This is a genomic window from Streptomyces sp. MS191 (assembly GCF_008042125.1).
GTDB lineage: Bacteria > Actinomycetota > Actinomycetes > Streptomycetales > Streptomycetaceae > Streptomyces.
In genome coordinates, this window is the sequence record NZ_RDBI01000057.1 from 39,675 (window position 1) to 61,422 (window position 21,748).

The window sequence follows — 21,748 nt, forward strand, 5'->3', positions numbered from 1 at the left end:
ACTGCGGACGACGGTGCGGGCATGTCGGGCTCCTCCGGCGGGCGGAAGGGGACGGTGAGGGCCGGGCCGCGCGGCGGCGGACCGGCCCCTCGTTTCTTCCGTGACCGGCTGGATTCGACGTGACCGTTCGGAGGCAGGCGGGTGTGGAGGCGCTGAATGCTATTCGGCGAGCGTCGAGCTGATCTTCGCCGAGGCCGCCTTGGCCGCGGCCTTGGGGTCCTCGCCCTGCAGCACCGCCGTCATGTACGGCTTGATCGGGTTGTCCGCCTCGACGTCGGCCCACTGCGGGGAGTTGGGCGTGGCCCGGCCGCGTGCCGCGCCGACGGCCATCACGGACGTGGCCTCCCGGCCCCTGACGACCGAGGCGAGACCGGTCTTGTTCGGCACGTAGTTCATCGCGCGGGCGAGTTCGGACTGCCACTTGTCGCCGGCCAGGGCCTTGACCACGTCGAGCGCGGCGCCGCGCTGGGGGGCGTTCTCCGGGATGATGAGGTCCGAGCCGCCGGTGAAGACGGCGCAGGGCTTGCCGGCCTGCTTGCCCGGTATGGGGAAGAAGCCGAGCTTGTCCTCGAGTTCCGGGTTCACCTTGGTGATGGCGGCCACGGCGCTGGGCGTGGCGATGATCTGGGCGACGTCGCCCCGGGCGAAGACCTCGGCCTGCGGCGGGGTCTGCTCGTCGGCGTCCTTGGGACCCGAGCCGAGGGACTGCAGCTCCTTGTAGACCTCCATGCCGCGCAGCGCGGCGGGGGTGTCCAGGGTGCCGGACCAGGCGCCGCCCTGGTCGACGGCGAGTTCACCGCCCTCGTCCCAGATGAAGCCCGCGAGGGTGTACCAGTCCTGGCCGGCGAGGTAGATGCCCTGCGAGCCGCTGTCGTTGATCTTCTCGGTGTCGGCGAGCCACTTCGCCCGCGTCGTCGGCGGCTTGGCGATGCCGGCCTGTCTGAAGAGGTCCTTGTTGTAGATCACGATGCGGTTCGCCGCGTACCACGGGATGCCGTACTGGGCGCCGTCGATGCGGCCGGGCTCGGCGAGGCCGGGCAGCCACTGCTCGCCGCCGAGGTCGCGGGCCGACTCGAGGGTGAGGTCGTAGAGCCTGTCGGTCTCCGCGTACTGGGCGACCTGCGTGTTGCCCACCTCGATGACGTCGGGTCCGCCCTCCCCCTTGATCGCCCCGGTGACCTTCTTGCCGATGCCCGTCCAGTCCTGGATGGTGAACTGCAGTTTCACGCCCGCGTGCTGGGACTCGTACGCGGTGGTGAACCGCTGGAGGAAGTCCTCGCTGACGCTGTCGCGCATCAGCCAGATGCTGACGGTCCGGGTCTGGTCTCCGTCGCCGGGCAGGAGCCCGCACCCGGCGAGCGCGAGGGCGGTCACTGCGGCCAGGGGACAGACGAGATGGCGGTTCTTCACGTAGGTCACCTTCTGCGTTCCATGAATGGAGTGCGGCATGGGGAGCTGACCCGACGTGGGGGGACCGAACGGGTTGTTCGCGCGGGCGTGTGGCCAGGATTCTGGTCTGGACCAACCGGGTGGTCAAGTCCCGGAGGGTCGCGGCGGCGGCCTCCCGCGCCCGCCTCGCGCTCCCCCGGAGCCCGACGTGTCGCGGTCCGGGGCGTGGTGGGGCACCGTGGAATGACCCCCACCGAGAGGAGTTCGGCCCCCATGTCGAACCACACCTACCGCGTCACCGAGATCGTCGGCACCTCCCCGGAGGGAGTCGACCAGGCCATTCGCAACGGCATCGAGCGGGCCGCGCAGACCCTGCGGTCCCTCGACTGGTTCGAGGTGACGCAGGTCCGCGGCCACATCGTGGACGGCGCGATCGAGCACTACCAGGTCGGCCTGAAGGTCGGGTTCCGTCTCGAGGAGGGCGAGTAGGTCCGGCCTCACGGACGGACCGCTCGCCCGGGCCGGCGGTGCGCCGCCGCGGCGCCGGCGATGCGCGGCGGGCGGTGCCGGGCGGGTCTCGGACGGGTGCCGGAGGGTGCCGGGCCCGGTCTCAGGTGCGGCCCTCGCCCTCCTGGGCCTGCTTCAGTTCCTCGGACGGCGCCGCCCAGCGGGCCCGGACGACGGTGAATCCGGCCGCCTCGGCCGCGTCGCACACCAGCTCGTCGTCGTCGACGAGCATCCGGATCTCGCGGTCGCGGCCGAGACGGCGCAGGATCTCCAGCTTGGTCAGGCGCGCCGGGCGGAAGTCGCGGTTGCCGCGCATGTGGATGCGGCCGTCCGGCAGTCCCTGGGCGGCCAGCCAGGCCACGGTGTCCCGGCGGCAGCGCTCCGGTCGGCCCGTCAGGTAGACCACCTCGCACTCCCTCGCCGCCTCCAGGCACAGGGCGACGCCCTCGGCGAGCGGCGGGTCCTCGGGAGCCGCGGCGAAGAACGCGGACCAGTCGCGGGGCCGCCGCTCCAGGTGGTGCTGACGGTGGGCGGTCCCCGCGAGGGTGTTGTCGAGGTCGAACACGGCCACGGGCCTGCTGCTTCGGGTCACCCGCCCAGCGTAGGGGGTGTCCTGCCGATCGGGCCGGATCGGCGAGCGGCCTCCCCGGGCTTCGGATCCCGGGCGGAGGCGGGGGCGCCTCCCGCGCCGCCAGGCTGTGGGGGCGGCACCACGGCGGCGCCCTCGGCCACCGGGAATCGTCCTCGCCCCGATGCGTTGAACCCTGTGTGACCTCTTCCCTCGATGGTGTCCGGTTCTCCGTCCTCGACCGCTCCCGCACCCGCGAGGGCGAGGGCGGCTCCGAGGCGCTGCGCGCCACCGTGCGCCTCGCGCAGGAGGTGGAGGCGCTGGGGTACCACCGCTTCTGGGTGTCGGAGCACCACGGTGTGCCGGGGGTGGCCGGCTCCGCGCCGACCGTGCTGGCCGCGGCCGTGGCGGCGGCGACGTCGACCATCCGCGTCGGCACCGGCGGAGTGATGCTCCCCAACCACCGCCCGCTGCTCGTCGCGGAGGCCTTCGGTGTCCTGGAGGCGCTGTTCCCGGGGCGCATCGACATGGGGCTCGGCCGCTCGGTCGGCTTCACGGACGGCGTCCGGCGGGCGCTGGGCCGGGACAAGGACGACGCCGGGCGGTTCGCCGAGCAGCTGGCCGAGCTGCTCGGCTGGTTCACCGGCACGCAGACGGCGTACCCCGGGGTCCACGCCCGGCCGGCGGAGGGCCTGCGGGTGCCGCCGTTCGTGCTGGCGACGGGCGAGGGCGCGACGACGGCCGCGGAGGCGGGTCTGCCGCTCGTGATCGGCGATCTGCGCGGGCGCGAAAGGATGCTGGCCGCCGTGGACGCCTACCGCGCCGCGTTCCGGCCCTCGGCCTGGACGGAGGAGCCGTACGTCGTCGTGTCCGGCACGGTGGCGGTCGCCGGGACCGAGGAGGAGGCCCGCCGCCTGCTCGCCCCCGAGGCCTGGTCCGCCGCCTGGTCCCGGACACGGGGCGACTTCCCGCCGCTGGCGCCCGTCGAGCGGATCGCGGAGTCATCGATGACGGAGAAGCAGCGCGGCCTGTTCGAGGCGGGGCTGACGGGGCACGTGCACGGCACGGAGGAACAGGTCGCCGCCGAGCTGGAGCGGGTGGTGAAGGAGACCGGGGCCCGGGAGGTGCTGGTGACGACGAGCACCCACGACCGGGCGGCGCTGCTCGACTCGTACCGCCGACTCGCCCGCGTCGCCGGCCTGACCAGCGCGAACGACGGGACGTCGACCTAGAATCGGGGGATGTCCGCGCACTCCCCCGACTCCTTCGTCCGTGTCCGCGGCGCCCGGGAGAACAACCTCCTGGGCGTCGACGTCGACATCCCGCGCGACGCGATCGCCGTCTTCACCGGGGTGTCCGGCTCGGGCAAGTCCTCGCTCGCCTTCGGCACGATCTACGCGGAGGCGCAGCGCCGGTACTTCGAGTCGGTCGCGCCGTACGCCCGTCGGCTGATCCACCAGGTCGGCGCGCCGAAGGTCGGGGAGATCACCGGGCTGCCCCCCGCCGTCTCCCTGGAACAGCGCCGGTCGTCGCCGAACGCCCGGTCGTCGGTGGGGACGGTCACCACCCTCTCCAACTCCCTGCGGATGCTGTTCTCACGGGCGGGCCGCTACCCGGAGGGGGCCGAGCGGCTCGACTCGGACGCGTTCTCGCCGAACACGGCGGCGGGGGCCTGCCCCGAGTGCCACGGTCTCGGCCGCGTGCACCGCACCAGTGAGGAGCTCCTCGTCCCCGATCCCGGACTGTCGATCCGGGAGGGCGCGATCGCGGCGTGGCCGGGCGCGTGGCAGGGCAAGAACCTGCGCGACGTGCTGGACGCGCTCGGCCACGACGTCGACCGGCCCTGGCGCGAGCTCGACGCGCGGGACCGCGAGTGGATCCTGTTCACGGACGAGCAGCCGGTGGTCACCGTCCATCCGGTCCGCGAGGCGGGACGGATCCAGCGGCCGTACCAGGGCACGTACACGAGCGCCCGCCGCTACGTGATGCACACGTTCTCCGACTCCAGGAGCGCCACGCTCCGGGCGAAGGCGGAGCGGTTCCTGACCGCCTCGCCCTGTCCGGTGTGCGGGGGCAGCCGGCTGCGTCCCGAGGCGCTCGCGGTGACGTTCGCGGGCCGGACGATCGCCGAGCTGGCGGCGCTGCCGCTGACCGCGCTCGCGCAGGCGCTCGTGGCCGCGGGCCACGGCGGCGGCACGGCCGGTGGTGCGGGCGAGACGGCCCGGGTGCTCACCGCCGACCTGGTCGCGCGCATCGCCACGGTCACCGAGCTGGGCCTCGGCTACCTCAGCCTGGACCGCGCGACCCCGTCCCTGTCCAACGGCGAGCTGCAACGGCTGCGACTGGCCACCCAGTTGCGCTCGGGGCTCTTCGGCGTGGTGTACGTGCTGGACGAGCCGTCCGCGGGCCTGCATCCGGCCGACACCGAGGCCCTCCTGGTGGTCCTGGACCGGCTCAAGGCGGCGGGCAACTCGGTGTTCGTGGTGGAGCACCACCTCGATGTCATCCGGCACGCCGACTGGCTGGTCGACGTCGGCCCGCGGGCGGGTGTGCACGGGGGCCGGGTGCTGCACAGCGGGCCGCCGCAGGGGCTGGCGGCCGTCGGGGAGTCCGCGACGCGGCGCTTCCTCTTCGGTCCGGCACCCGCGCCCGGGCGGGCGGTGCGGACCCCCGCGGGCCGGCTGCGCACGGGTCCGGTCACGCGGCACAACCTCCGGGGTCTGGAGGCCGAGTTCCCGCTCGGGGTGCTGACGGCGGTGACCGGCGTCTCGGGCTCGGGCAAGTCGACGCTGGTGGGCGCGCTGACGGAGGAACTTCCCGGGGTGGAACGGCTGGTGACGGTCGACCAGAAGCCGATCGGCCGGACCCCCCGGTCCAACCTGGCCACCTACACGGGGCTGTTCGACGTGGTCCGCCGGCTCTTCGCCGCCACCGACGAGGCCCGCGAGCACGGCTACAAGGTCGGGCGCTTCTCGTTCAACGTCCCCGGCGGGCGGTGCGAGACGTGCCAGGGCGAGGGCTTCGTCTCGGTGGAGCTCCTCTTCCTGCCCAGCACGTACGCCCCGTGCCCGGACTGTCACGGTGCCCGCTACAACCCCGAGACGCTGCGGGTCCGGCTGCGCGGGCTGACCATCGCGGAGGTGCTGGACCTGACCGTGGAGGCGGCCGCCACGTTCTTCGCGGACACCCCGGCGGCGGTACGCAGCCTGGGCACGCTGCTCGACGTCGGCCTCGGCTACCTGCGGCTCGGCCAGCCGGCCACGGAGCTGTCGGGCGGCGAGGCGCAGCGCATCAAGCTCGCCTCGGAGCTCCAGCGCCGGCGCCGCGGCCACACCCTCTACGTGCTGGACGAGCCGACGACCGGGCTCCATCCGGCCGATGTCGAGGTGCTGATGGGACGGCTCCACGACCTGGTCGACGCGGGTCACTCGGTGGTCGTCGTGGAGCACGACATGGACGTGGTGGCCACCGCGGACTGGGTGATCGACCTCGGGCCGGGCGGCGGCGACGCGGGCGGGCGGATCGTGGCGGCCGGGCCGCCGGCCGAGGTGGCCCGGGCGGCGGCGAGCCGGACCGCGCCCTATCTCGCGGCCCGGCTCGGCGGCTGACCGGTCAGGACGAGGCCGGCTCGACGAACTGGACCTCCAGGTTCACCTTGATCACGTCCCCGAGGAAGCCGGGAGCGAAGTCGAGGCCGAAGTCGCTGCGCCGGAACTCGCCGGTGGCGTCGAATCCCGCGTGCCGGCTGCCGTCCACCGGCACGTCCACGAGACCGCCGAACTCGACGTCGAAGGTGACCGGACGGGTGACGTCGCCGATGGTGAGGTCGCCCGCCATGGTCCAGTCCTCGCCCGCGCCGTCGAGGCGGGTCGAGCGGAACGTCATCGTCGGCCGCTTCTCGACGTCCAGCAGTTCCGCACTGCGTACGTGCGCGTCCCGGTCCGCGTTGCCGGTGTCGAGCGAGGCGAGCGCGACGGTCGCGGTGATCGAGGAGTCGTCGAGGGTGGTGCCGACGACCAGCTCGGCCCGGAGGTCGTTGAAGCGCCCGCGCACCTTGGAGATCCCGAGATGGCGGATCGCGAATCCGACACTGGAGTGCAGCGGGTCGACGGTCCAGCGGCCGGGGGTGAGCGGAAGCGTGGTGGTGGTGTTCTGCGATTCGGTGGTCATGGCTCCACGCTGCGGCCCCGGGACGGCGTGAGGAAGGCCCGGCGGAGGCTGGTAGTGACAGGGCCACCCTCGGAACGCCGGGTCCTCTTACGATCGGTGGATGAGCGACAACGAACTCGGTGCCTTCCTGCGCGCCCGGCGCGAGGCGCTGACGCCCGCGGACGCGGGGCTGCCGGCGGGGCCGCGGCGCCGGACGCCGGGGCTGCGGCGGACGGAGCTGGCGATGCTCGCCGGGATCAGCGTCGAGTATCTGGCGAGGCTGGAGCAGGGCCGGGACCGCAACCCCTCGTCGCAGGTGCTGGGCGCGCTCAGCGACGCGCTGCAGCTGCCGCTCGACGCCCGGGTGCACCTGCGCCGGCTGCAGAAGTCCCAGGACCATCAGCACATGTGCGCGGCGGCGCCGTCGCCGGCCCGTACGGTGCGGCCGACCGTGCGGGCCCTGCTCGACCGGCTCGGGCCGACCCCGGCCGTGGTGACCAACGCGATCGGCGAGGTCGCCGCGTACAGCGAGGGGTACGCGCTCCTCGCCGGCCCTCTGGGGATGCTGGACGGGGACCCGCCGAGCCTGCTCCGCTACGTCTTCACCGATCCGCGGGCCCGTGCGGCGTACCCGGACTGGGACCGGATCGCCGACCAGCAGGTCGCGGCGCTGTACCTGCCCGTCACGCGATCGGACCCGTACGTCGCCGAGCTGGCGCGGGAACTCACGATCACCGCCGGGGCCGCGTTCTCCGAGCGGTTCGCCGCCACCGGGCTGATGCGGGCGCGTTCGGGCCGGGAGCGGCTGGTGCACCCGGAGGTCGGCGAGCTGCGGCTGTCGTACGAGGTCCTCGACCTGCCGGAGACCGACGGGCAGAGCGTGACGGTGCAGCTGCCCGCCGACGAGGCGACCTCCGCGGCACTGGACCGGCTGGTCGGCCGCCGGCCGGGCACCCTGCGCGCGGTCGGCGGCTGAGCGGCGGCGCGGGGGCCTACCCCCGCGCGGCCTTGCGCCGGGCCCGGAGCCACTCCTTGTTCATCGCGGCGATCGAGGGCAGCGGGATCCCCTTCGGGCACGCGGTCGCGCACTCGCCGGTCAGGGTGCAGCCGCCGAAGCCCTCCGCGTCCATCTGGCCGACCATGTCGAGGACCCGGGTCTCGCGTTCCGGGGCGCCCTGGGGCAGCACGTTCAGGTGGTTGACCTTGGCCGAGGTGAAGAGCATCGCGGAGCCGTTGGGGCAGGCTGCCACGCAGGCGCCGCAGCCGATGCACTCCGCGTGCTCGAAGGCGAGGTCGGCGGCGGCCTTCGGCACCGGCGTCGCGTGCGCCTCGGGGGCCGCGCCGGTGGGCACGCTGACGTAGCCGCCGGCCTGGATGATCCGGTCGAAGGCCGAGCGGTCGACGACGAGGTCCTTGACGACGGGGAAGGCCGAGGCGCGCCAGGGTTCGATGTCGATCGTGTCCCCGTCGCGGAAGGACCGCATGTGCAGCTGGCAGGTCGTGGTCCGCTCGGGGCCGTGGGCCTCGCCGTCGATGACGAGGCTGCACGCGCCGCAGATGCCCTCGCGGCAGTCGTGGTCGAAGGCGACCGGGTCGTCGCCGCGGAGGATGAGTTCCTCGTTGAGGGTGTCGAGCATCTCCAGGAACGACATGTCGGCGGAGATGCCGTCCACCTCGTAGGTGGACATGGCGCCGTCGGCGTCGGCGTTCTTCTGGCGCCAGACGCGCAGGGTGAGCTTCATGCGTAGCTCCGCTGGGTGGGGTGGACGTACTCGAAGACGAGGTCTTCCTTGTGCAGGATCGGGGCGTCGCCGCCGTTGAACTCCCAGGCCGCCGCGTACGAGAAGTCCTCGTCGCGGCGGGCTGCCTCGCCGTCCGCGGTCTGGGACTCCTCGCGGAAGTGGCCGCCGCAGGACTCGGCGCGGTGCAGGGCGTCGAGGCACATGAGCTCGGCGAGTTCGAGGTAGTCGACAATCCTGTTGGCCTTCTCCAGGGACTGGTTGAACTCCTCGCCGGTGCCCGGGACCTTGACGCGGCGCCAGAACTCGGCGCGGATCCGCGGGATGCGCTCCAGGGCCTTGCGCAGGCCGGCTCCGGTGCGCGCCATGCCGCAGTGCTCCCACATCAGCTCGCCCAGTTCGCGGTGGAAGGAGTCGGGGGTGCGGTCGCCGTCGACGGCGAGGAGCAGGTGGAGCCGGTCCTCGGTCTCGGCCAGGACCTCGCGGACCACCGGGTGCCCGTCGTCGAGCGGCTCGCTGGAGGGGTGCCGCGCGAGGTAGTCGCTGATCGTGGACGGCAGGACGAAGTAGCCGTCGGCGAGGCCCTGCATCAGGGCGGAGGCGCCGAGCCGGTTGGCGCCGTGGTCGGAGAAGTTGGCCTCGCCGACGGCGAAGAGCCCGGGGACGGTGGTCTGGAGGTCGTAGTCGACCCACAGCCCGCCCATCGTGTAGTGCACGGCGGGGTAGATCCGCATGGGCGTCTCGTACGGGTTCTCGGCGGTGATCCGCTCGTACATGTCGAAGAGGTTGCCGTACCTCTCCTCGACGGCCCCGCGGCCCATCCGGGCGATGGCGTCGGCGAAGTCGAGGTAGACGCCCTGCCCGCCGGGGCCGACGCCGCGGCCCTCGTCGCAGACGTTCTTGGCGGCGCGGGAGGCGATGTCGCGCGGGACGAGGTTGCCGAAGGAGGGGTAGACGCGCTCCAGGTAGTAGTCGCGCTCCTCCTCGGGGATCTCGCCGGGGGGCCGGTGGTCGCCCCGCTCCTTGGGGACCCAGATGCGGCCGTCGTTGCGCAGGGACTCGCTCATCAGCGTGAGCTTGGACTGGTGGTCGCCGGTGCGCGGGATGCAGGTGGGGTGGATCTGGGTGAAGCAGGGGTTGGCGAAGTGGGCGCCGCGCCGGTGGGCCCGCCACACCGCGGTGGCGTTGGAGTTCATGGCGTTCGTCGACAGGTGGAAGACGTTGCCGTAGCCGCCGGAGGCGAGCACCACCGCGTCGGCGTAGTGGGTGGTGATCGTGCCGGTGACCAGGTCGCGGGCGACGATGCCGCGGGCCCGCCCGTCGACGACGATCAGGTCGAGCATCTCGGTGCGGGCGTGCAGTTCGACGTTGCCCGCGGCGATCTGCCGGGACAGCGCCTGGTAGGCGCCGAGGAGGAGTTGCTGCCCCGTCTGCCCGCGGGCGTAGAAGGTGCGGGAGACCTGGACGCCGCCGAAGGAGCGGGTGTCGAGGAGTCCGCCGTACTCGCGGGCGAAGGGCACGCCCTGGGCGACGCACTGGTCGATGATCTCGACGGAGATCTGGGCGAGGCGGTGCACGTTGGACTCGCGGGCGCGGAAGTCGCCGCCCTTGACGGTGTCGTAGAAGAGGCGGTGCACGGAGTCGCCGTCGTTGCGGTAGTTCTTGGCGGCGTTGATGCCGCCCTGAGCGGCGATGGAGTGGGCCCGGCGGGGGGAGTCCTGGTAGCAGAACTGGACGACGTGGTAGCCCTGTTCGGCCAGGGTGGCGCCGGCCGAGCCGCCGGCGAGTCCGGTGCCCACGACGATGACGGTGTGCCTGCGCCGGTTGGCGGGGTTGACCAGCCTGGCCTGGAACCGGCGGGTGTCCCAGCGCTCGGCGATGGGCCCTGCGGGTGCCTTGTGGTCGACGGCGGGCTCCCCCACCGTGTAGTCGAGGTAGCTCATGTCAGCTCACCACTCCGGTCATGACGGCGACGGGGACGGAGACGAAGCCCGCGGTCAGGGCGAGCGCGAGCCCGTTCGCGAGGATCTTGAGGACGCGCTCGCGGCGGGCGTCGCCGACTCCGAGGGTCTGGGCGGCGCTCCAGAAGCCGTGCCGGACGTGCAGGCCGACGGCGATCATGGCGACGATGTAGACGAGGTTGCCGTACCAGGTGGAGAAGGTGTCCACGACGTTCTGGTACGGGTGGCCCTCCTGGAATCCGCCGGGGTGCGCGGTGCCGGTGGTCAGGTCCAGGATGTGCCAGACGATGAACAGGGCGACGATCACCCCGCCCCAGCGCATGGTGCGGGTGGCGTAGGTGGAGCGCCGTCGCCGGTGGACGTAGGCGGTGGGGCGGGCCTTGATGTCGCGCCTGCTCAGCTGGTACGCGGAGACGACGTGGGCCACGACGGCGGCGACGAGCACGATCCGGACGAGCCAGAGCGCCCAGGAGTGGTGCAGGACGGGAGCGCCCATGGTGCGCAGCCAGTGGCCGTAGGCGTTGAACTCCTCGGGGCCGAAGAAGACCTTGAGGTTGCCCATGACGTGGGCGACCAGGTAGCCGAGCATGAGGAGGCCGCTGACGGCCATGACCGTCTTCTTGCCGATCGTGGATCCCCAGAAGCCGCGTGATCGCCTCGGGGACGGCGGTCGGCCGGTGCCCCGGTCCGCCGGGGCCGTCGTCTTCGTTGCCAGAGCCATGCAGTCGACGCTAGGGCCGGAAGGCCTGAGAGGTCCAAGACATGGTCCGGCTCATCTCGATAGGCTGAGCCTATGCAGTTCCAGCAGCTCCTGTACTTCGTCGCGGTGGCCGAGACCCGCCACTTCACCCGTGCCGCGGAGCGGGTGCACGTCTCCCAGCCCTCCCTGTCGCAGCAGATCCGGGCCCTGGAGCAGGAGCTGGGCGCGGAGCTGTTCAGCCGCGCGCGGGGCAACATCACGCTCACGGACGCCGGTGAGGCGCTGCTGCCCTTGGCCCGCCGGATCCTCGCGGACACGGACACCGCGCGGCACGAGGTGCAGGAGCTGGCGCAGCTGCGGCGCGGACGGGTGCGGCTCGGAGCGACGCCGAGTCTGTGCACGGGCCTGCTGCCGGACGTGCTGCGCGCCTTCCACGACCTGCACCCGGGGATCCGGCTGCTCATCGAGGAGGGCGGCTCGCACGACCTGGTGCGGGAGCTGGCGCGCGGGGCCCTCGATCTGGCGCTGGTGGTCCTGCCGCTGCCGACCCCGTCCCCGGCGCTCACGACGGTGGAACTGCTGACCGAGGATCTCGTCGTGGTCTCGTCGGCCGCCGCGCCCGCGCCGCGCCGGCCGGTGCGGATCGCGGACCTGCGCGACCATCCCCTGGTGATGTTCCGGCACGGCTACGACCTGCGGGAGCTCACCGTCGCGGCGTGCCGCGCGGAGGGTTTCGAGCCGTCGTTCACGGTGGAGGGCGGGGAGATGGACGCCGTCCTCGGCTTCGTCCGGGCGGGCCTGGGACTGGCGGTGGTGCCGGCCATGGTGGCGGCCCGGACGGGACGTGACCTGCGGGTCACGGCGCTGGCCCGTCCCGGACTGCGGCGGACMATCGCGCTCGCGCACCGCAGCGACGTGGCCCCGCCCCGGGCGGCCCGCGAGCTGCAGAAGCTGCTGCTGCGCTCCGGGCGCGGCCCGGGGCACGGGACCTGAAGCGTCGCACCGGGGTGTCGGGCCCCGTCCCCTGTGCCCGGCGGCCCGCCGGGACGCCCCGCCGGGCGTCGCCGCTACACCGCGTCCGCGAGCAGCAGGGCGTGGATCCGGTCGGGGGCGCCCGGGCGGGCGTAGTACCAGCCCTGTGCCGTGTCGCAGCCCAGTTCGCGCAGCTGCTGCGCCTGGGCGCCCGTCTCGACGCCCTCGACGGTGACGGCGAGCTTCAGGCTGTGCGCCAGTGAGACGATCCCCTCGACGATCTTCAGGTCCACCGGGTCGGCCGGGTGCTGCTGCATGCCCCGGGTGAACGAGCGGTCCAGCTTGAGGACGCTCACGGGCAGCCGTCGCAGGTTCGCGAGGTTCGAGTAGCCGGTGCCGAAGTCGTCCAGCGCGATGTCCACCCCCATCTCGGCGAGCTGGCGGAGCGGCTTGAGCAGGTCGTCGTCCGCCCCTATCAGCGCGGACTCGGTGACCTCCAGGCACAGGGCACCCGGTTCGAGTCCGGAGCGTTCCAGCACGTCGACGGTGTCGGCGACCAGGCGCGGGTGGTGCAGCTGGGTCGGCGAGAGGTTGACGTTGATCCGCAGGGGACCGCCGTCGGAGTGCCGGGTCTGCCAGAAGCGGGCCTGGCGTACGGCCTCCTCCAGGACCCAGCGACCGAGCGGGACGATCAGCCCGGTGTTCTCCGCGAGCGGGATGAACCGGTCCGGTCCGAGCACGCCGTGCTGCGGATGGCACCAGCGCACGAGCGCCTCCGCGCCGTGCACGCTGCCGTCGCCGAGGTGCACCAGCGGCTGGTACTCGATGAAGAACTCGCCGCGCTCCAGGGCGGCGGGCAGCGCGGTGGTCAGGCCGTGCCGGGTGATCGCCCGGGCGTCGGCCTCGGCGTCGGCGAACTCGAAGCGGTTGCCGCCCGCCGACTTGGCCCGGTACATCGTGATGTCGGCGCTGCGCAGCACCTCGGCGGCGGTCCGCTCCCCCGCCGGCCCCTCGACCACGCCGACGCTGCCGCGCACGGTCAGTTCGCGGCCGTCGACCCCGATCGGGGTGGCGAGGGACGCCAGGATGCGGTTGGCCAGTTCCACGACCTCCCGTTCGGTGTGCGGTCCGGTGGTCAGGGCGACGAACTCGTCGCCGCCGAGCCGGGCCACCATCTCGCCGGGCGCGGTGGCGCAGCTCTGCAGCCGGTCGGCGACCTCGACGAGGAGCCGGTCGCCGGCCGAGTGGCCGAGGCTGTCGTTGATGGCCTTGAAGCCGTCGAGGTCGAGGTAGCAGAGCCCGAAGCGGGCGCCCTCGGCCGGGGCGAGCGCCTTCTCCAGACGCTCGAAGAACAGCGTCCGGTTGGGCAGCCCGGTGAGGGCGTCGTGGGTGGCCTCGTACCGCAGCCGCAGGTTGAGCAGCCGGCGCTCGGTGGTGTCCTCCATCAGCGCCAGCTGGTACTGCGGGAAGCCCTCGGCGTCCCGCAGCAGCGAGACGGTCAGGTTGGTCCACAGGACGGTGCCGTCGCCGCGGTAGTAGGGCTTCTCGACGCGGTAGTGCTCGCGTTCGCCGCGGACCAGCTCGTCGTAGAGCCGCCAGACGTGCGGGGCGTCCTCCGGGTGGGCCCATTCGCTGACGTTCTTGCTGCGGACGTGGTGCTCCAGGCCGCCGAACATCCGGGTGAGGGTCTCGTTGACCTCCAGGACGTTGCCTTCGAGGTCGGCGATCGCGATGCCGATGGCCGCACCCTCGAAGACCGCGCGGAAGCGGGTCTCGGTGGCGTGCAGGGCGACCTCGGCGGCGCTGCGGGCGGTGAGCGAGGAGCGGGCGATGGCCTCCTGCTCGACGAGGGTGCGCTCGCGCAGGGCCTGGGCGAAGCCGGCGGCCATGGCGTGCTGGAGTCGCGAGCAGCGGGCCCGCAGCTCCTCGCCGGGGGTGTCCTGCTCCGTGCCGCAGTACAGCACGAGGTAGGAGTCGATGACCCCGAGCGTGCGGCTGAGGGCGTCCGGGTCCGTGCAGTGGGCGGCCACGAGGGCGGCGCCGGCGCGGTGGGCGGGCGCCGTGTCGAAGGACCGGTCGTGCAGCGCGGTGCGCAACTCGCGGGCGAGGGGCAGCAGGTGCCCCTCGAACTCGGCGCGGGTCAGCGAAGTGGCGGTGACCGGGAAGATGGCCCGGCTCCAGATGGTCACGAACCGCCTGAGTCTGTCCTCGAGCCCGTCCGGTTCCGCGCCGGAACCGGTCGGCTGCGACGGCACCTTCACGCCTTGCGCCCCACCCCTGCGAAGCCGGAGAAGGCGTAGGGATCCTCCTCCTCGGCCGGGCTGTCGGGCCGCCAGCCGGGCATGGAGACCAGGCCGGGCTCGACGAGTTCGCACCCGTCGAAGAAGCGGGCTATCTCCTCGCGGGAGCGCATCACGAGGGGGTTGCGGATGTTCCGGTAGACCCCGACGGCGCCGCCGGCCTGGTCCTCCGGGAGCGGGATGCCCTCGTAGGAGGCGTGGGTGAGGATCACGAGGCTGCCGGGCGCCAGCGCGTCGACGAGCTCGGCGACGGCCCGCTGCGGCTCGTCCTCGTCCTCGATGAAGTGCAGGACGGCGACGAGGAGCAGCGCCACCGGCCGCTCCAGGTCGAGCAGTCCGGTGACCTCGGGGCTGCGCAGGATCTCCCGCGGCTTGCGCAGGTCGGCCGCGACGACGGCGGCGCCCGCGTTGCCCTCCAGGACGGCGCGGCTGTGCGCGACGGCGACCGGGTCGTGGTCGACGTAGACGACGCGGGCGTCCGGGGAGGCCGTCTGGGCGACCTCGTGGACGTTGCCGAAGGTGGGTATGCCGGAACCGATGTCGAGGAACTGGCTGATGCCGTTGTCGACCGCGTGGCGCACGGCGCGGCGCATGAAGGCCCGGTTCGCCTGCATGATCTTGGGCAGCCCCGGCATGAACTCCATGGCCTTGCGGGCCGCGTCCCGGTCGACCTCGAAATTGTGCGAGCCGCCCAGATAGAAGTCGTACATACGGGACACGCTCGGGACCGAGATATCGATACCCGGCGGGGCCCAGGCGGGACGCTCCATCAAAGTCTCCAACAAGTCGCCACGGGGAGTGCGGCCATGTGTTCGCGGCCGGTGTTCGAGCCGAGGCTACTGATCGCCCGCCAAGAGGGCGAGTAGAAACGGAAATTCGCGATCCGTTCTTGGTCACACGCCAATGGCACGTGCGATCAGAACGAAGAGATCGCGCCTTGCGGCCGTGCACTTTCACGTGCATGCGGACGTGCGTCCGGCCCGCCGTCACCGAGGGGGTGACGGCGGGCCGACCGGCCGGAAGCGCGGCGCGGGGGACCTACTTGGGCGCTCCGACCAGCTTTCCCTGGGGCGAGACCGCGTACCAGGTGCCGCCCACGCCCTGGCCATTGGTGTCGCCGGGCTCCTCGTCACCCGCGAAGGTGTAGAGCGGCCAGCAGTCCATGGTCTGCTGCTTGATGCCGTCGGGACGGTTGAAGGTGACGAATCCCTTGGTGCTGATGCCCTCGGTGTCCTTCTTGTCGACAGGGGCGACAACCGGCCACTTCTCCAGGCAGGCACCGACACAGGCGGTCTTCATGGGCCAGGCGGAATCCTTCTTGAAGCGGTAAACCGTCATTCCGCGCGAATCGACCACGATGTCACCGAGCTTGGGGTCCTTTCGCACCGAGAGCCCGGCGAGGTCCGAACCGGAATCCTCGCTACCGCCCTCGTCGGCGGCCGGTGCCGCCTTCTTTCCGTCGGGGGCGGCGGCGAACCAGGTGCCGCCCACTCCCTGCCCGTTGGTGTCGCCGGCCTTGGTGTCCTTCGCGTACCGGTACATCGGCCAGCCGCCGATGGTGAGCTGCTTCGTCCCGTCGGCGCGGACCACCTGACCCAGTTCGGCGGCCCCCACACCGTCCGGCGCCTTGGCGCCGACCGCGCTCACGACCGGCCACGCCTTGGCGCAGTCGCCCTCACAGGTGGCCCGGGGCGGGTTGGCCGAGTCCTTGTCGAAGCGGTAGAGGGTGAAGCCCTCGCTGTCGGTGACGACCTTGCCGAGCTTCGGGTCGTTCTGGACCTCCAGCTGCCCGGCGGACTTCGCGGCCTCGGCCGCCGCGCCGTCGGACCCGTAACCGCCGCCGCCGTAACCGTCGTTGCCGTACCCGTTCTCGGCGGGAGCCCCGGCCGGCTTCGCCGCGCCCGCGGGCTGACCACCCAGCGTCTGGTCACCCTGCTCCTGGCCGCACGCCGTCGTGAGTGCGAGTACGGCCACCGCCGTCACCGCGAGTGCGGCGTTCCTCCAGGTCTTCATGTCAACTCCCGTTGATTCATAGCTTGTTGGAGTGGCGTGGGCTGCCGTTCCTGGTCATGGATACGGAGCGCGCCGGCCGCGTACTCAACGGATCTCGAAAGTTTTTCGCCCGAACGTCAAACCGGTGCACTCCGAGAACCCCTCCATCCGGCGAATCCGCCCCGATTCACGGCGTGGTGCACCCGTCCTGTGATCATGCTCGTCGGCGTGTCTCTGTACGGATCCCTTCTGGCCCGGCCCCTGGCGGCCACCGCGCTGGTGTGGCTGCTGGCCGCTCCGGTACCCGCCGCCGCCGATGCCTGCGCCTACGCCGTCACCGGCCCGGGCGACTCGAACACCTCGGTCGCGGTGGCCGGACCGGTGACGGCGTAGGCGCAGGCATCGGCGGCGGCGGGTACGGCGGCCGGGCCGGACGCGGGAGCGCCGCCGGCGGGGCTGCGGCCGGGAGCCGGAGCCCCGCCGTCCGTCTTTCCGAGGCGGTCGGCGGTGAGGACGCCGACGGTGGCGGTGGCCCCCAGGGCGGCGGCCAGGCGCAGCACCGCCCGGCGCCCGTTGGGCTTCTCATCCTTTTTCATGACTAACTGCTCGCACGGTGGAGGGGCGCGGGCCGCCATCCACACCGGCCGCCCGTCGCGCTGCCCGCCTACCGCCGCACCGCGCGGGCCGAGCCCGAGGGCGGCCCCTCCCTGGTGTCCATGACGCTGCTCGTCACCGCCCCCGCGGTGCTCGCGACCGCGATCCTGCGCGCCCGCTCCCGCTGAGCCCCGCCGAAGGAGGACCACATGTCCGAATGGCTCGTCCTGTCCATCGCGATGGCCGCCGCCTGCGCCGTCGTCCTCACCATCGTCGTCATCAACCACCGGAGGATCACCGACGACGACGACCCCAGCGAGACCCCCGACGTCATCGAGTACATGACGATGATGATCGGCGTGGTGTACGCGATCGTCCTGGGCCTGGCCATCGCCGGCGTCTGGGAGGCCCGTAGCGCCGCCCAGGAGACGGTGCGCCAGGAGGCCCAGGCCCTGCACGAGATCTCGGCGCGGGCCGAGGTCTACCCGGCCGACGTCCGGACCCGGATCCGTGCGGACGTCGACGCCTACGTCTCCTACGTCGTGGGAGACGAATGGCGCCACATGTCGGAGCGGGAGGAGCTGAGCGGGAAGGGCACCGAACTCCTCGACCGGATCCGCCGCGACGTGACCGACTATCGGCCCGCCGACGACCACGAGGGACAGGCGTACCAGCCACTGGTGGACCAGGTCGCGGTGGTCGACGACGCCCGGGGCGCCCGGGGCCAGAGCGCGGGAGCCACCATGCCCGGGGTCGTGTGGTTCGGCCTGATCATCGGCGCCCTCGTGACGGTGGGCCTGATCTTCACCCTCCAGATCCGGCGGACCGGACGCGAACTGCTGCTGGCGGGACTGTTCAGCGCCATGATCGCGTTCCTGCTCTTCCTCATCTGGGACTTCGACGCCCCGTTCGGCCGGGGGATCTCGGCGACGGCGACCCCGTTCACCGACCTCTTCCCCCATCTCGCGGACTGACCGGCCCGTTCGGGCTCCTCGCCGCCGCGTGTCGATGGGCCGGCCGGGGGACACCGGTGCCCCATTCGCGCGCCTGGGATCGCGGCTGTGATAGTGCACTCCTAGCGTTTCGGGCATCGAGGTGCATATCAGGCCATTCGTGGAAACCGCTTCCGCACCTGCTCCTCGGGACCCGGAGGATTCACCATGCGCGCGATACGTGCCGCGTCCGCCGCCCTGCTGGGGGCGGCCACCCTCGCTCTGGCCGCTCCCGTCGCCGCCGCGGCGGACGGCGCCCCCGCACCGAACCCGCGGGCGGCGCGGGCCAAGGCGCCCGGCGACTTCGTCGTCACGCCCTCGGTCGTCGCACCGGGCGGACGGGTGACCCTGAGCGCTCCCGGCTGCGCCAGTACGGCGACGGCCTCGGCGGGCATCTTCGACACGGTGACCATCCCGCCGGGTGCCACGGCCACCGCGCTCGTGGACTCCGACGCCAGGCGGGGTGCCGTCTACACGGTCACGTTCAACTGCACCGGCGGTGTCCAGGAATCCGTCACGCTGACCATCACGGGCACGCCCACGGCCACGCCCACGATCAGCTCGACGGTGCTCACTCCCCCGCGCGGGGTGCAGGGCGGCCTCGGCGGCTCCGTGGACGGGATCGACACCGCGACCCTGGCGGTCGGCTCGGGCCTGGTCCTCGCCGCCGCCACCGGCCTGGTCCTCGTCGTCCGGCGCCGGGCACAGCCCGCCCGGGACCGGCGCCACTGACGGCGCGGGCGAGCCCCGAGCGGGCCCGCCCACCCGCCGCGCACGCCCGTCGCCCCCGGATCCTGGGATCAGGATCCGGGGGCGACGGGCGTGCGGCCGACCGGGAGGTTCGACCGGTCAGGCGCTGGTGCCGCTCATACGGCGACGGCGGACGATGAACAGACCGCCGCCGAGCGCGGCCGCGGCGACGAGCGAGCCGCCGACGGCCATCTCCGTGGAGCTCGGCGCGAGCGAGCCGCCGAGTCCGCCCTGCGAGCCCTGGCCGGCGAGCACGCGGAACGACTGCGTGAGCGTCCGGCCGTTGCACTGGACGGCCAGGTTGTACTGGCCGGGCGTGGCGTTGTTGTGGATCCGGGCGGTGGCGGTGGAGACACCGTTGTTGTTGCCGGACAGGGTGGTCGTCGGGAAGGCGTTGGACGTGACCGTGCCCCCGGCGCAGCCGCGGACGGTGATGGTGAGGGTCGAGCCCTGGTGGACGGCGAAGGGGCTGACCGTGACGCTGTTGGCGCCGTCTCCGCCCCGGTCGACCTGGTAGGGGCTGACGGTGAGGCTGCTGGGCCCGTGGGTGGCGGCGGCGAGGGGGGCCGCGAGCCCGACCGCCGCGAAAGCGGTGGCGGCCACCGCCAGAGTGCGTGCAGCACGCATGGTTGAACCTCCAGTGGAAGACGCCCCAAAGCGGTGCTCCGGGATATTCGACGAGTACGCCTTCCATGACGAACCCTCACAAGCCGGGGCGTTCCACGCATGTCGGCACTGGTCCACCCCGGTGAGGCGACACGCCGAGGAAAGCGGCCCGAATCTGACGGAGGCGCAGGTCACACCCCGTCAGGCCGCTTATCTGACGATTACTCGGATGGGTCATCGCACCGTCACCCCGGATGCCCCCGGCACGTCGCCCACGAGGGTGTCCGCCGGCGGCCCCCGCCTCCGGCCGCCACCCGTTCGCTCCGCCCTGATCGCCGGGCGGGCCCACCGCACTTACCGTTCTGACGACGCCACGAAGGGAGAATCATGAGCCCCAAGGACTTCAGCGTCTTTCAGCCGAGGAGGCGCCAACCGTGGGGTGTCCTGGCTCTCGTCATGCTCTCCGGCCTGGCGATGATGCGCAATGGAGTCGACGTCGAGCTCGGCCCGCCCCAGCCCGCGGCGGCCGCCCGTCCGGACACCCGGCCGATCGGGGTCCCGCCCTCGACCCCCGACGGACTGGAGCCGCTGCCGTACGCCCCGGCGTCGCGGGTGAAGATCCCGGCGATCGACGTCGCGGCCCCGGTCATCGACGTGGGGCTCGACGCGGACGGCTGGATCGAGGCGCCGCCCCCGCAGGACCCGAACCTGGCCGGCTGGTACCAGAACGGCATCGCGCCCGGCCAGCGCGGCACCGCCGTCGTCGTCGGGCACGTCGACAACACGGCCGGACCGGCGGTGTTCTACGGACTCGGCTCACTGGGCAAGGGCCAGCACATCGAGGTCGAGCGGTACGACGGCCGGGTGGCGGTCTTCGAGATCTACGGCGTGGAGGTGTACTCCAAGCAGAACTTCCCCGGCGTCCAGGTCTACGCCGACCAGGGCGTGCCCGAGCTGCGGGTCATCACCTGCGGCGGCGGCTACTCGCGGGCGAACGGCTACGAGGGCAACGTCGTCGTCTACGCCCGGATGGTCGGCTCGCGCTGAGTCCGGCACGACGGGGCCCCCGGCGCTCTCCGCGCCGGGGGCCCCGTCGTGCCGTCAGCGTCCGGGCACCGTGATGCCGTAGCCCGAGTCGAGGAGTTCGGGAAGGTAGCGGCGCAGCGCCGCCACGCTCTGCGAGCGGTTGCCGCCGGCGTCGTGGTTGAGGACCACGGCGCCGGGCGCGGCGCCGTCCCGCACGCGGCGGACGATGCTGTCGGTCCCGGGCTCCTTCCAGTCGAGGGTGTCGACGGTCCAGGCCAGCGGCTCCATCCCCAGTTCGGCGCCGATCTCGAAGGAGTGCTTGTTCCAGGCTCCGTACGGGGCCCGGTACCAGGCCGGGGCGGCGCCGATGGTGCGCTCGACGATGTCGCTGGTGGAGCCGAGTTCGTCGCGGATGCGGGAGGGCCGCAGTCCGGGGACGAGCGGGTGGGACCACGAGTGGTTGCCCACCACGTGGCCGTCGTCCGCCATCTCCCGCAGCAGGTCCTGGTTGTCGACGGCCATCTCCCCGCAGACGAAGAACATGGCCCGGCAGCCGTGCCGGCGCAGGATGGCGAGGATCTCCGGTGTGTAGCGGGGGTCGGGGCCGTCGTCGAAGGTCAGCACCAGGGAGCGGCCGATGCCGGACACCTGGAGGAAGGGGCGCTGCCGGACCGGTGGCAGCGCCCGGCGGAAGGCCGGCGGCGCGTAGGCCGTCATCGGCTGGAGCCGGTACGCGCCGGGGTTCTGCCGGACGGCGGCCGGTGGGCCGGCGGCCGGGCCGGACGCGGGAGCGCCGCCGGCGGGGCTGCGGCCGGGAGCCGGAGCCCCGCCGTCCGTCTTTCCGAGGCGGTCGGCGGTGAGGACGCCGACGGTGGCGGTGGCCCCCAGGGCGGCGGCCAGGCGCAGCACCGCCCGGCGCCCGTTGGGCTTCTCATCCTTTTTCATGACTAACTGCTCGCACGGTGGAGGGGCGCGGGCCGCCATCCACACCGGCCGCCCGTCCGAAAGCACCCGATGAGCCGATAGCCTCGAAGGGTGACCAGTCAGCAGCCCCACCGGTTCGAGCGCGGTACGGACGGCCCCCGGGTGATCGTGGCCGGTGTCGACGGCTCCGACTCCTCGCTGCGCGCGGCGGCGTACGCGGCGGGGCTCGCCCGCCGGCAGAACGCCCTGCTCGCCCTGGTGTACGTGCAGCCGGTACTCGCGGCGGGCGCGGCGCTCGGCGCGCCGGTCGCCGGGACCACGGACGAGATCGCCCAGGGGCTGGTGGCCGAGATCCGCGAGTCGGCGGAGCGCGTCCGGGAGATCTGGCAGGTGCGCTGGGAGTTCCACACCTTCCGGGGCGACGCGTACGCCGGACTGGTCTCGGCCGCGGACGAGCTGACCGCCGACGCGGTCGTGGTGGGCGCCTCGGAGTCGGCCGGTCACCGCTTCGTCGGCTCGGTCGCGGTACGCCTGGTCAAGGCGGGCCGCTGGCCCGTCACCGTGGTCCCCTGAGGGCCG

At 72.8% G+C, this 21,748-nt stretch carries 22 protein-coding genes; 10 read left to right on the forward strand and 12 right to left on the reverse strand.

Annotation, left to right across the window (positions count from 1 at the left end; all coding sequences use genetic code 11):
• Window positions 1–159 precede the first annotated feature (159 nt).
• The gene (locus EAO71_RS25170) at window positions 160–1,410 is read right to left on the reverse strand and encodes an extracellular solute-binding protein (protein WP_147980107.1); all 1,251 of its coding nucleotides are present in this window, start codon (window positions 1,408–1,410) and stop codon (window positions 160–162) included.
• A 252-nt stretch (window positions 1,411–1,662) separates the two neighbouring features.
• Between EAO71_RS25170 and EAO71_RS25175 the strand changes: the two genes are divergently transcribed.
• Window positions 1,663–1,878: a dodecin gene (locus tag EAO71_RS25175; protein WP_147980108.1), complete on the forward strand. Its 216-nt coding sequence runs from the start codon at window positions 1,663–1,665 to the stop codon at window positions 1,876–1,878.
• Window positions 1,879–1,999: 121 nt separating this feature from the next.
• On the opposite strand, the gene EAO71_RS25180 is transcribed toward EAO71_RS25175, so the two are convergent.
• On the reverse strand, window positions 2,000–2,488 hold the full coding sequence (locus tag EAO71_RS25180) for a phosphatase domain-containing protein (protein WP_147980109.1): 489 nt from the start codon (window positions 2,486–2,488) through the stop codon (window positions 2,000–2,002).
• Between the two features lie 176 nt (window positions 2,489–2,664).
• On the opposite strand from EAO71_RS25180, the gene EAO71_RS25185 reads away from it, so the two are divergent.
• Both EAO71_RS25185 and EAO71_RS25190 read left to right on the forward strand, forming a co-directional pair.
• Window positions 2,665–3,696 carry an LLM class flavin-dependent oxidoreductase gene (locus tag EAO71_RS25185; RefSeq protein ID WP_147980110.1) on the forward strand — a complete coding sequence of 344 codons (1,032 nt, stop codon included), beginning with the start codon at window positions 2,665–2,667 and terminating at the stop codon, window positions 3,694–3,696.
• A 9-nt stretch (window positions 3,697–3,705) separates the two neighbouring features.
• Window positions 3,706–6,072 carry an ATP-binding cassette domain-containing protein gene (locus EAO71_RS25190; RefSeq protein WP_147980111.1) on the forward strand — a complete coding sequence of 789 codons (2,367 nt, stop codon included), beginning with the start codon at window positions 3,706–3,708 and terminating at the stop codon, window positions 6,070–6,072.
• 4 nt (window positions 6,073–6,076) lie between these two features.
• Here the strand turns inward: EAO71_RS25190 and EAO71_RS25195 are convergent, their stop codons facing one another.
• Window positions 6,077–6,634, reverse strand: a complete 558-nt coding sequence (locus EAO71_RS25195) for a YceI family protein (protein WP_147980112.1) — start codon at window positions 6,632–6,634, stop codon at window positions 6,077–6,079.
• A gap of 100 nt (window positions 6,635–6,734) precedes the next feature.
• Between EAO71_RS25195 and EAO71_RS25200 the strand changes: the two genes are divergently transcribed.
• Window positions 6,735–7,589 carry a helix-turn-helix domain-containing protein gene (locus EAO71_RS25200; RefSeq protein WP_147980113.1) on the forward strand — a complete coding sequence of 285 codons (855 nt, stop codon included), beginning with the start codon at window positions 6,735–6,737 and terminating at the stop codon, window positions 7,587–7,589.
• A gap of 16 nt (window positions 7,590–7,605) precedes the next feature.
• On the opposite strand, the gene EAO71_RS25205 is transcribed toward EAO71_RS25200, so the two are convergent.
• Genes EAO71_RS25205 through EAO71_RS25215 form a run of 3 tightly spaced genes read right to left on the reverse strand, consistent with a single transcriptional unit; the run spans window position 7,606 to window position 11,034 of the window.
• Entirely contained in the window at window positions 7,606–8,355 is a 750-nt protein-coding gene (locus EAO71_RS25205) for a succinate dehydrogenase/fumarate reductase iron-sulfur subunit (RefSeq protein ID WP_147980114.1), read from the reverse strand.
• Window positions 8,352–10,295: a fumarate reductase/succinate dehydrogenase flavoprotein subunit gene (locus tag EAO71_RS25210; RefSeq protein ID WP_147980115.1), complete on the reverse strand. Its 1,944-nt coding sequence runs from the start codon at window positions 10,293–10,295 to the stop codon at window positions 8,352–8,354. Before EAO71_RS25210 ends, EAO71_RS25205 begins: the two co-directional genes overlap by 4 nt.
• Window position 10,296: 1 nt before the next feature.
• Window positions 10,297–11,034 (reverse strand): succinate dehydrogenase, encoded by a 738-nt coding sequence (locus tag EAO71_RS25215; RefSeq protein WP_147980116.1) that lies wholly within the window; start codon window positions 11,032–11,034, stop codon window positions 10,297–10,299.
• A 72-nt stretch (window positions 11,035–11,106) separates the two neighbouring features.
• On the opposite strand from EAO71_RS25215, the gene EAO71_RS25220 reads away from it, so the two are divergent.
• Window positions 11,107–12,006 carry a LysR family transcriptional regulator gene (locus EAO71_RS25220; RefSeq protein ID WP_147980117.1) on the forward strand — a complete coding sequence of 300 codons (900 nt, stop codon included), beginning with the start codon at window positions 11,107–11,109 and terminating at the stop codon, window positions 12,004–12,006.
• 74 nt (window positions 12,007–12,080) lie between these two features.
• Here EAO71_RS25220 and EAO71_RS25225 read toward each other — a convergent pair whose 3' ends face one another.
• The 3 genes from EAO71_RS25225 to EAO71_RS25235 form a co-directional block, all read right to left on the reverse strand.
• The gene (locus tag EAO71_RS25225) at window positions 12,081–14,246 is read right to left on the reverse strand and encodes a putative bifunctional diguanylate cyclase/phosphodiesterase (protein ID WP_147980118.1); all 2,166 of its coding nucleotides are present in this window, start codon (window positions 14,244–14,246) and stop codon (window positions 12,081–12,083) included.
• Complete coding sequence (locus EAO71_RS25230; protein ID WP_147980119.1) at window positions 14,243–15,055, reverse strand: SAM-dependent methyltransferase; 813 nt, start codon at window positions 15,053–15,055, stop codon at window positions 14,243–14,245. Before EAO71_RS25230 ends, EAO71_RS25225 begins: the two co-directional genes overlap by 4 nt.
• A gap of 268 nt (window positions 15,056–15,323) precedes the next feature.
• Window positions 15,324–16,298, reverse strand: coding sequence for an SCO0930 family lipoprotein (locus EAO71_RS25235; RefSeq protein WP_147980120.1), 975 nt, complete (start codon window positions 16,296–16,298; stop codon window positions 15,324–15,326).
• A gap of 207 nt (window positions 16,299–16,505) precedes the next feature.
• Between EAO71_RS25235 and EAO71_RS37850 the strand changes: the two genes are divergently transcribed.
• Window positions 16,506–16,670 (forward strand): hypothetical protein, encoded by a 165-nt coding sequence (locus EAO71_RS37850; RefSeq protein WP_187282816.1) that lies wholly within the window; start codon window positions 16,506–16,508, stop codon window positions 16,668–16,670.
• On the opposite strand, the gene EAO71_RS39145 is transcribed toward EAO71_RS37850, so the two are convergent.
• Window positions 16,604–16,873, reverse strand: coding sequence for a hypothetical protein (locus tag EAO71_RS39145; RefSeq protein WP_261992333.1), 270 nt, complete (start codon window positions 16,871–16,873; stop codon window positions 16,604–16,606). The two genes, EAO71_RS37850 and EAO71_RS39145, sit on opposite strands and share 67 nt — an antisense overlap.
• Before the next feature lie 207 nt (window positions 16,874–17,080).
• On the opposite strand from EAO71_RS39145, the gene EAO71_RS25250 reads away from it, so the two are divergent.
• Window positions 17,081–17,845, forward strand: a complete 765-nt coding sequence (locus EAO71_RS25250) for a bestrophin-like domain (protein WP_147980121.1) — start codon at window positions 17,081–17,083, stop codon at window positions 17,843–17,845.
• A 186-nt stretch (window positions 17,846–18,031) separates the two neighbouring features.
• Window positions 18,032–18,595 carry a hypothetical protein gene (locus tag EAO71_RS25255; RefSeq protein WP_147980122.1) on the forward strand — a complete coding sequence of 188 codons (564 nt, stop codon included), beginning with the start codon at window positions 18,032–18,034 and terminating at the stop codon, window positions 18,593–18,595.
• Between the two features lie 117 nt (window positions 18,596–18,712).
• On the opposite strand, the gene EAO71_RS25260 is transcribed toward EAO71_RS25255, so the two are convergent.
• A complete protein-coding gene (locus tag EAO71_RS25260; protein WP_147980123.1) occupies window positions 18,713–19,240 on the reverse strand; it encodes a hypothetical protein in 528 nt (175 codons plus the stop codon).
• Window positions 19,241–19,606: 366 nt separating this feature from the next.
• Between EAO71_RS25260 and EAO71_RS25265 the strand changes: the two genes are divergently transcribed.
• Complete coding sequence (locus EAO71_RS25265; RefSeq protein ID WP_147980124.1) at window positions 19,607–20,266, forward strand: class F sortase; 660 nt, start codon at window positions 19,607–19,609, stop codon at window positions 20,264–20,266.
• Between the two features lie 54 nt (window positions 20,267–20,320).
• Here the strand turns inward: EAO71_RS25265 and EAO71_RS25270 are convergent, their stop codons facing one another.
• On the reverse strand, window positions 20,321–21,190 hold the full coding sequence (locus EAO71_RS25270) for a polysaccharide deacetylase family protein (protein WP_261992334.1): 870 nt from the start codon (window positions 21,188–21,190) through the stop codon (window positions 20,321–20,323).
• Window positions 21,191–21,280: 90 nt separating this feature from the next.
• On the opposite strand from EAO71_RS25270, the gene EAO71_RS25275 reads away from it, so the two are divergent.
• The gene (locus EAO71_RS25275) at window positions 21,281–21,742 is read left to right on the forward strand and encodes a universal stress protein (RefSeq protein WP_147980125.1); all 462 of its coding nucleotides are present in this window, start codon (window positions 21,281–21,283) and stop codon (window positions 21,740–21,742) included.
• Window positions 21,743–21,748: the final 6 nt, after the last annotated feature.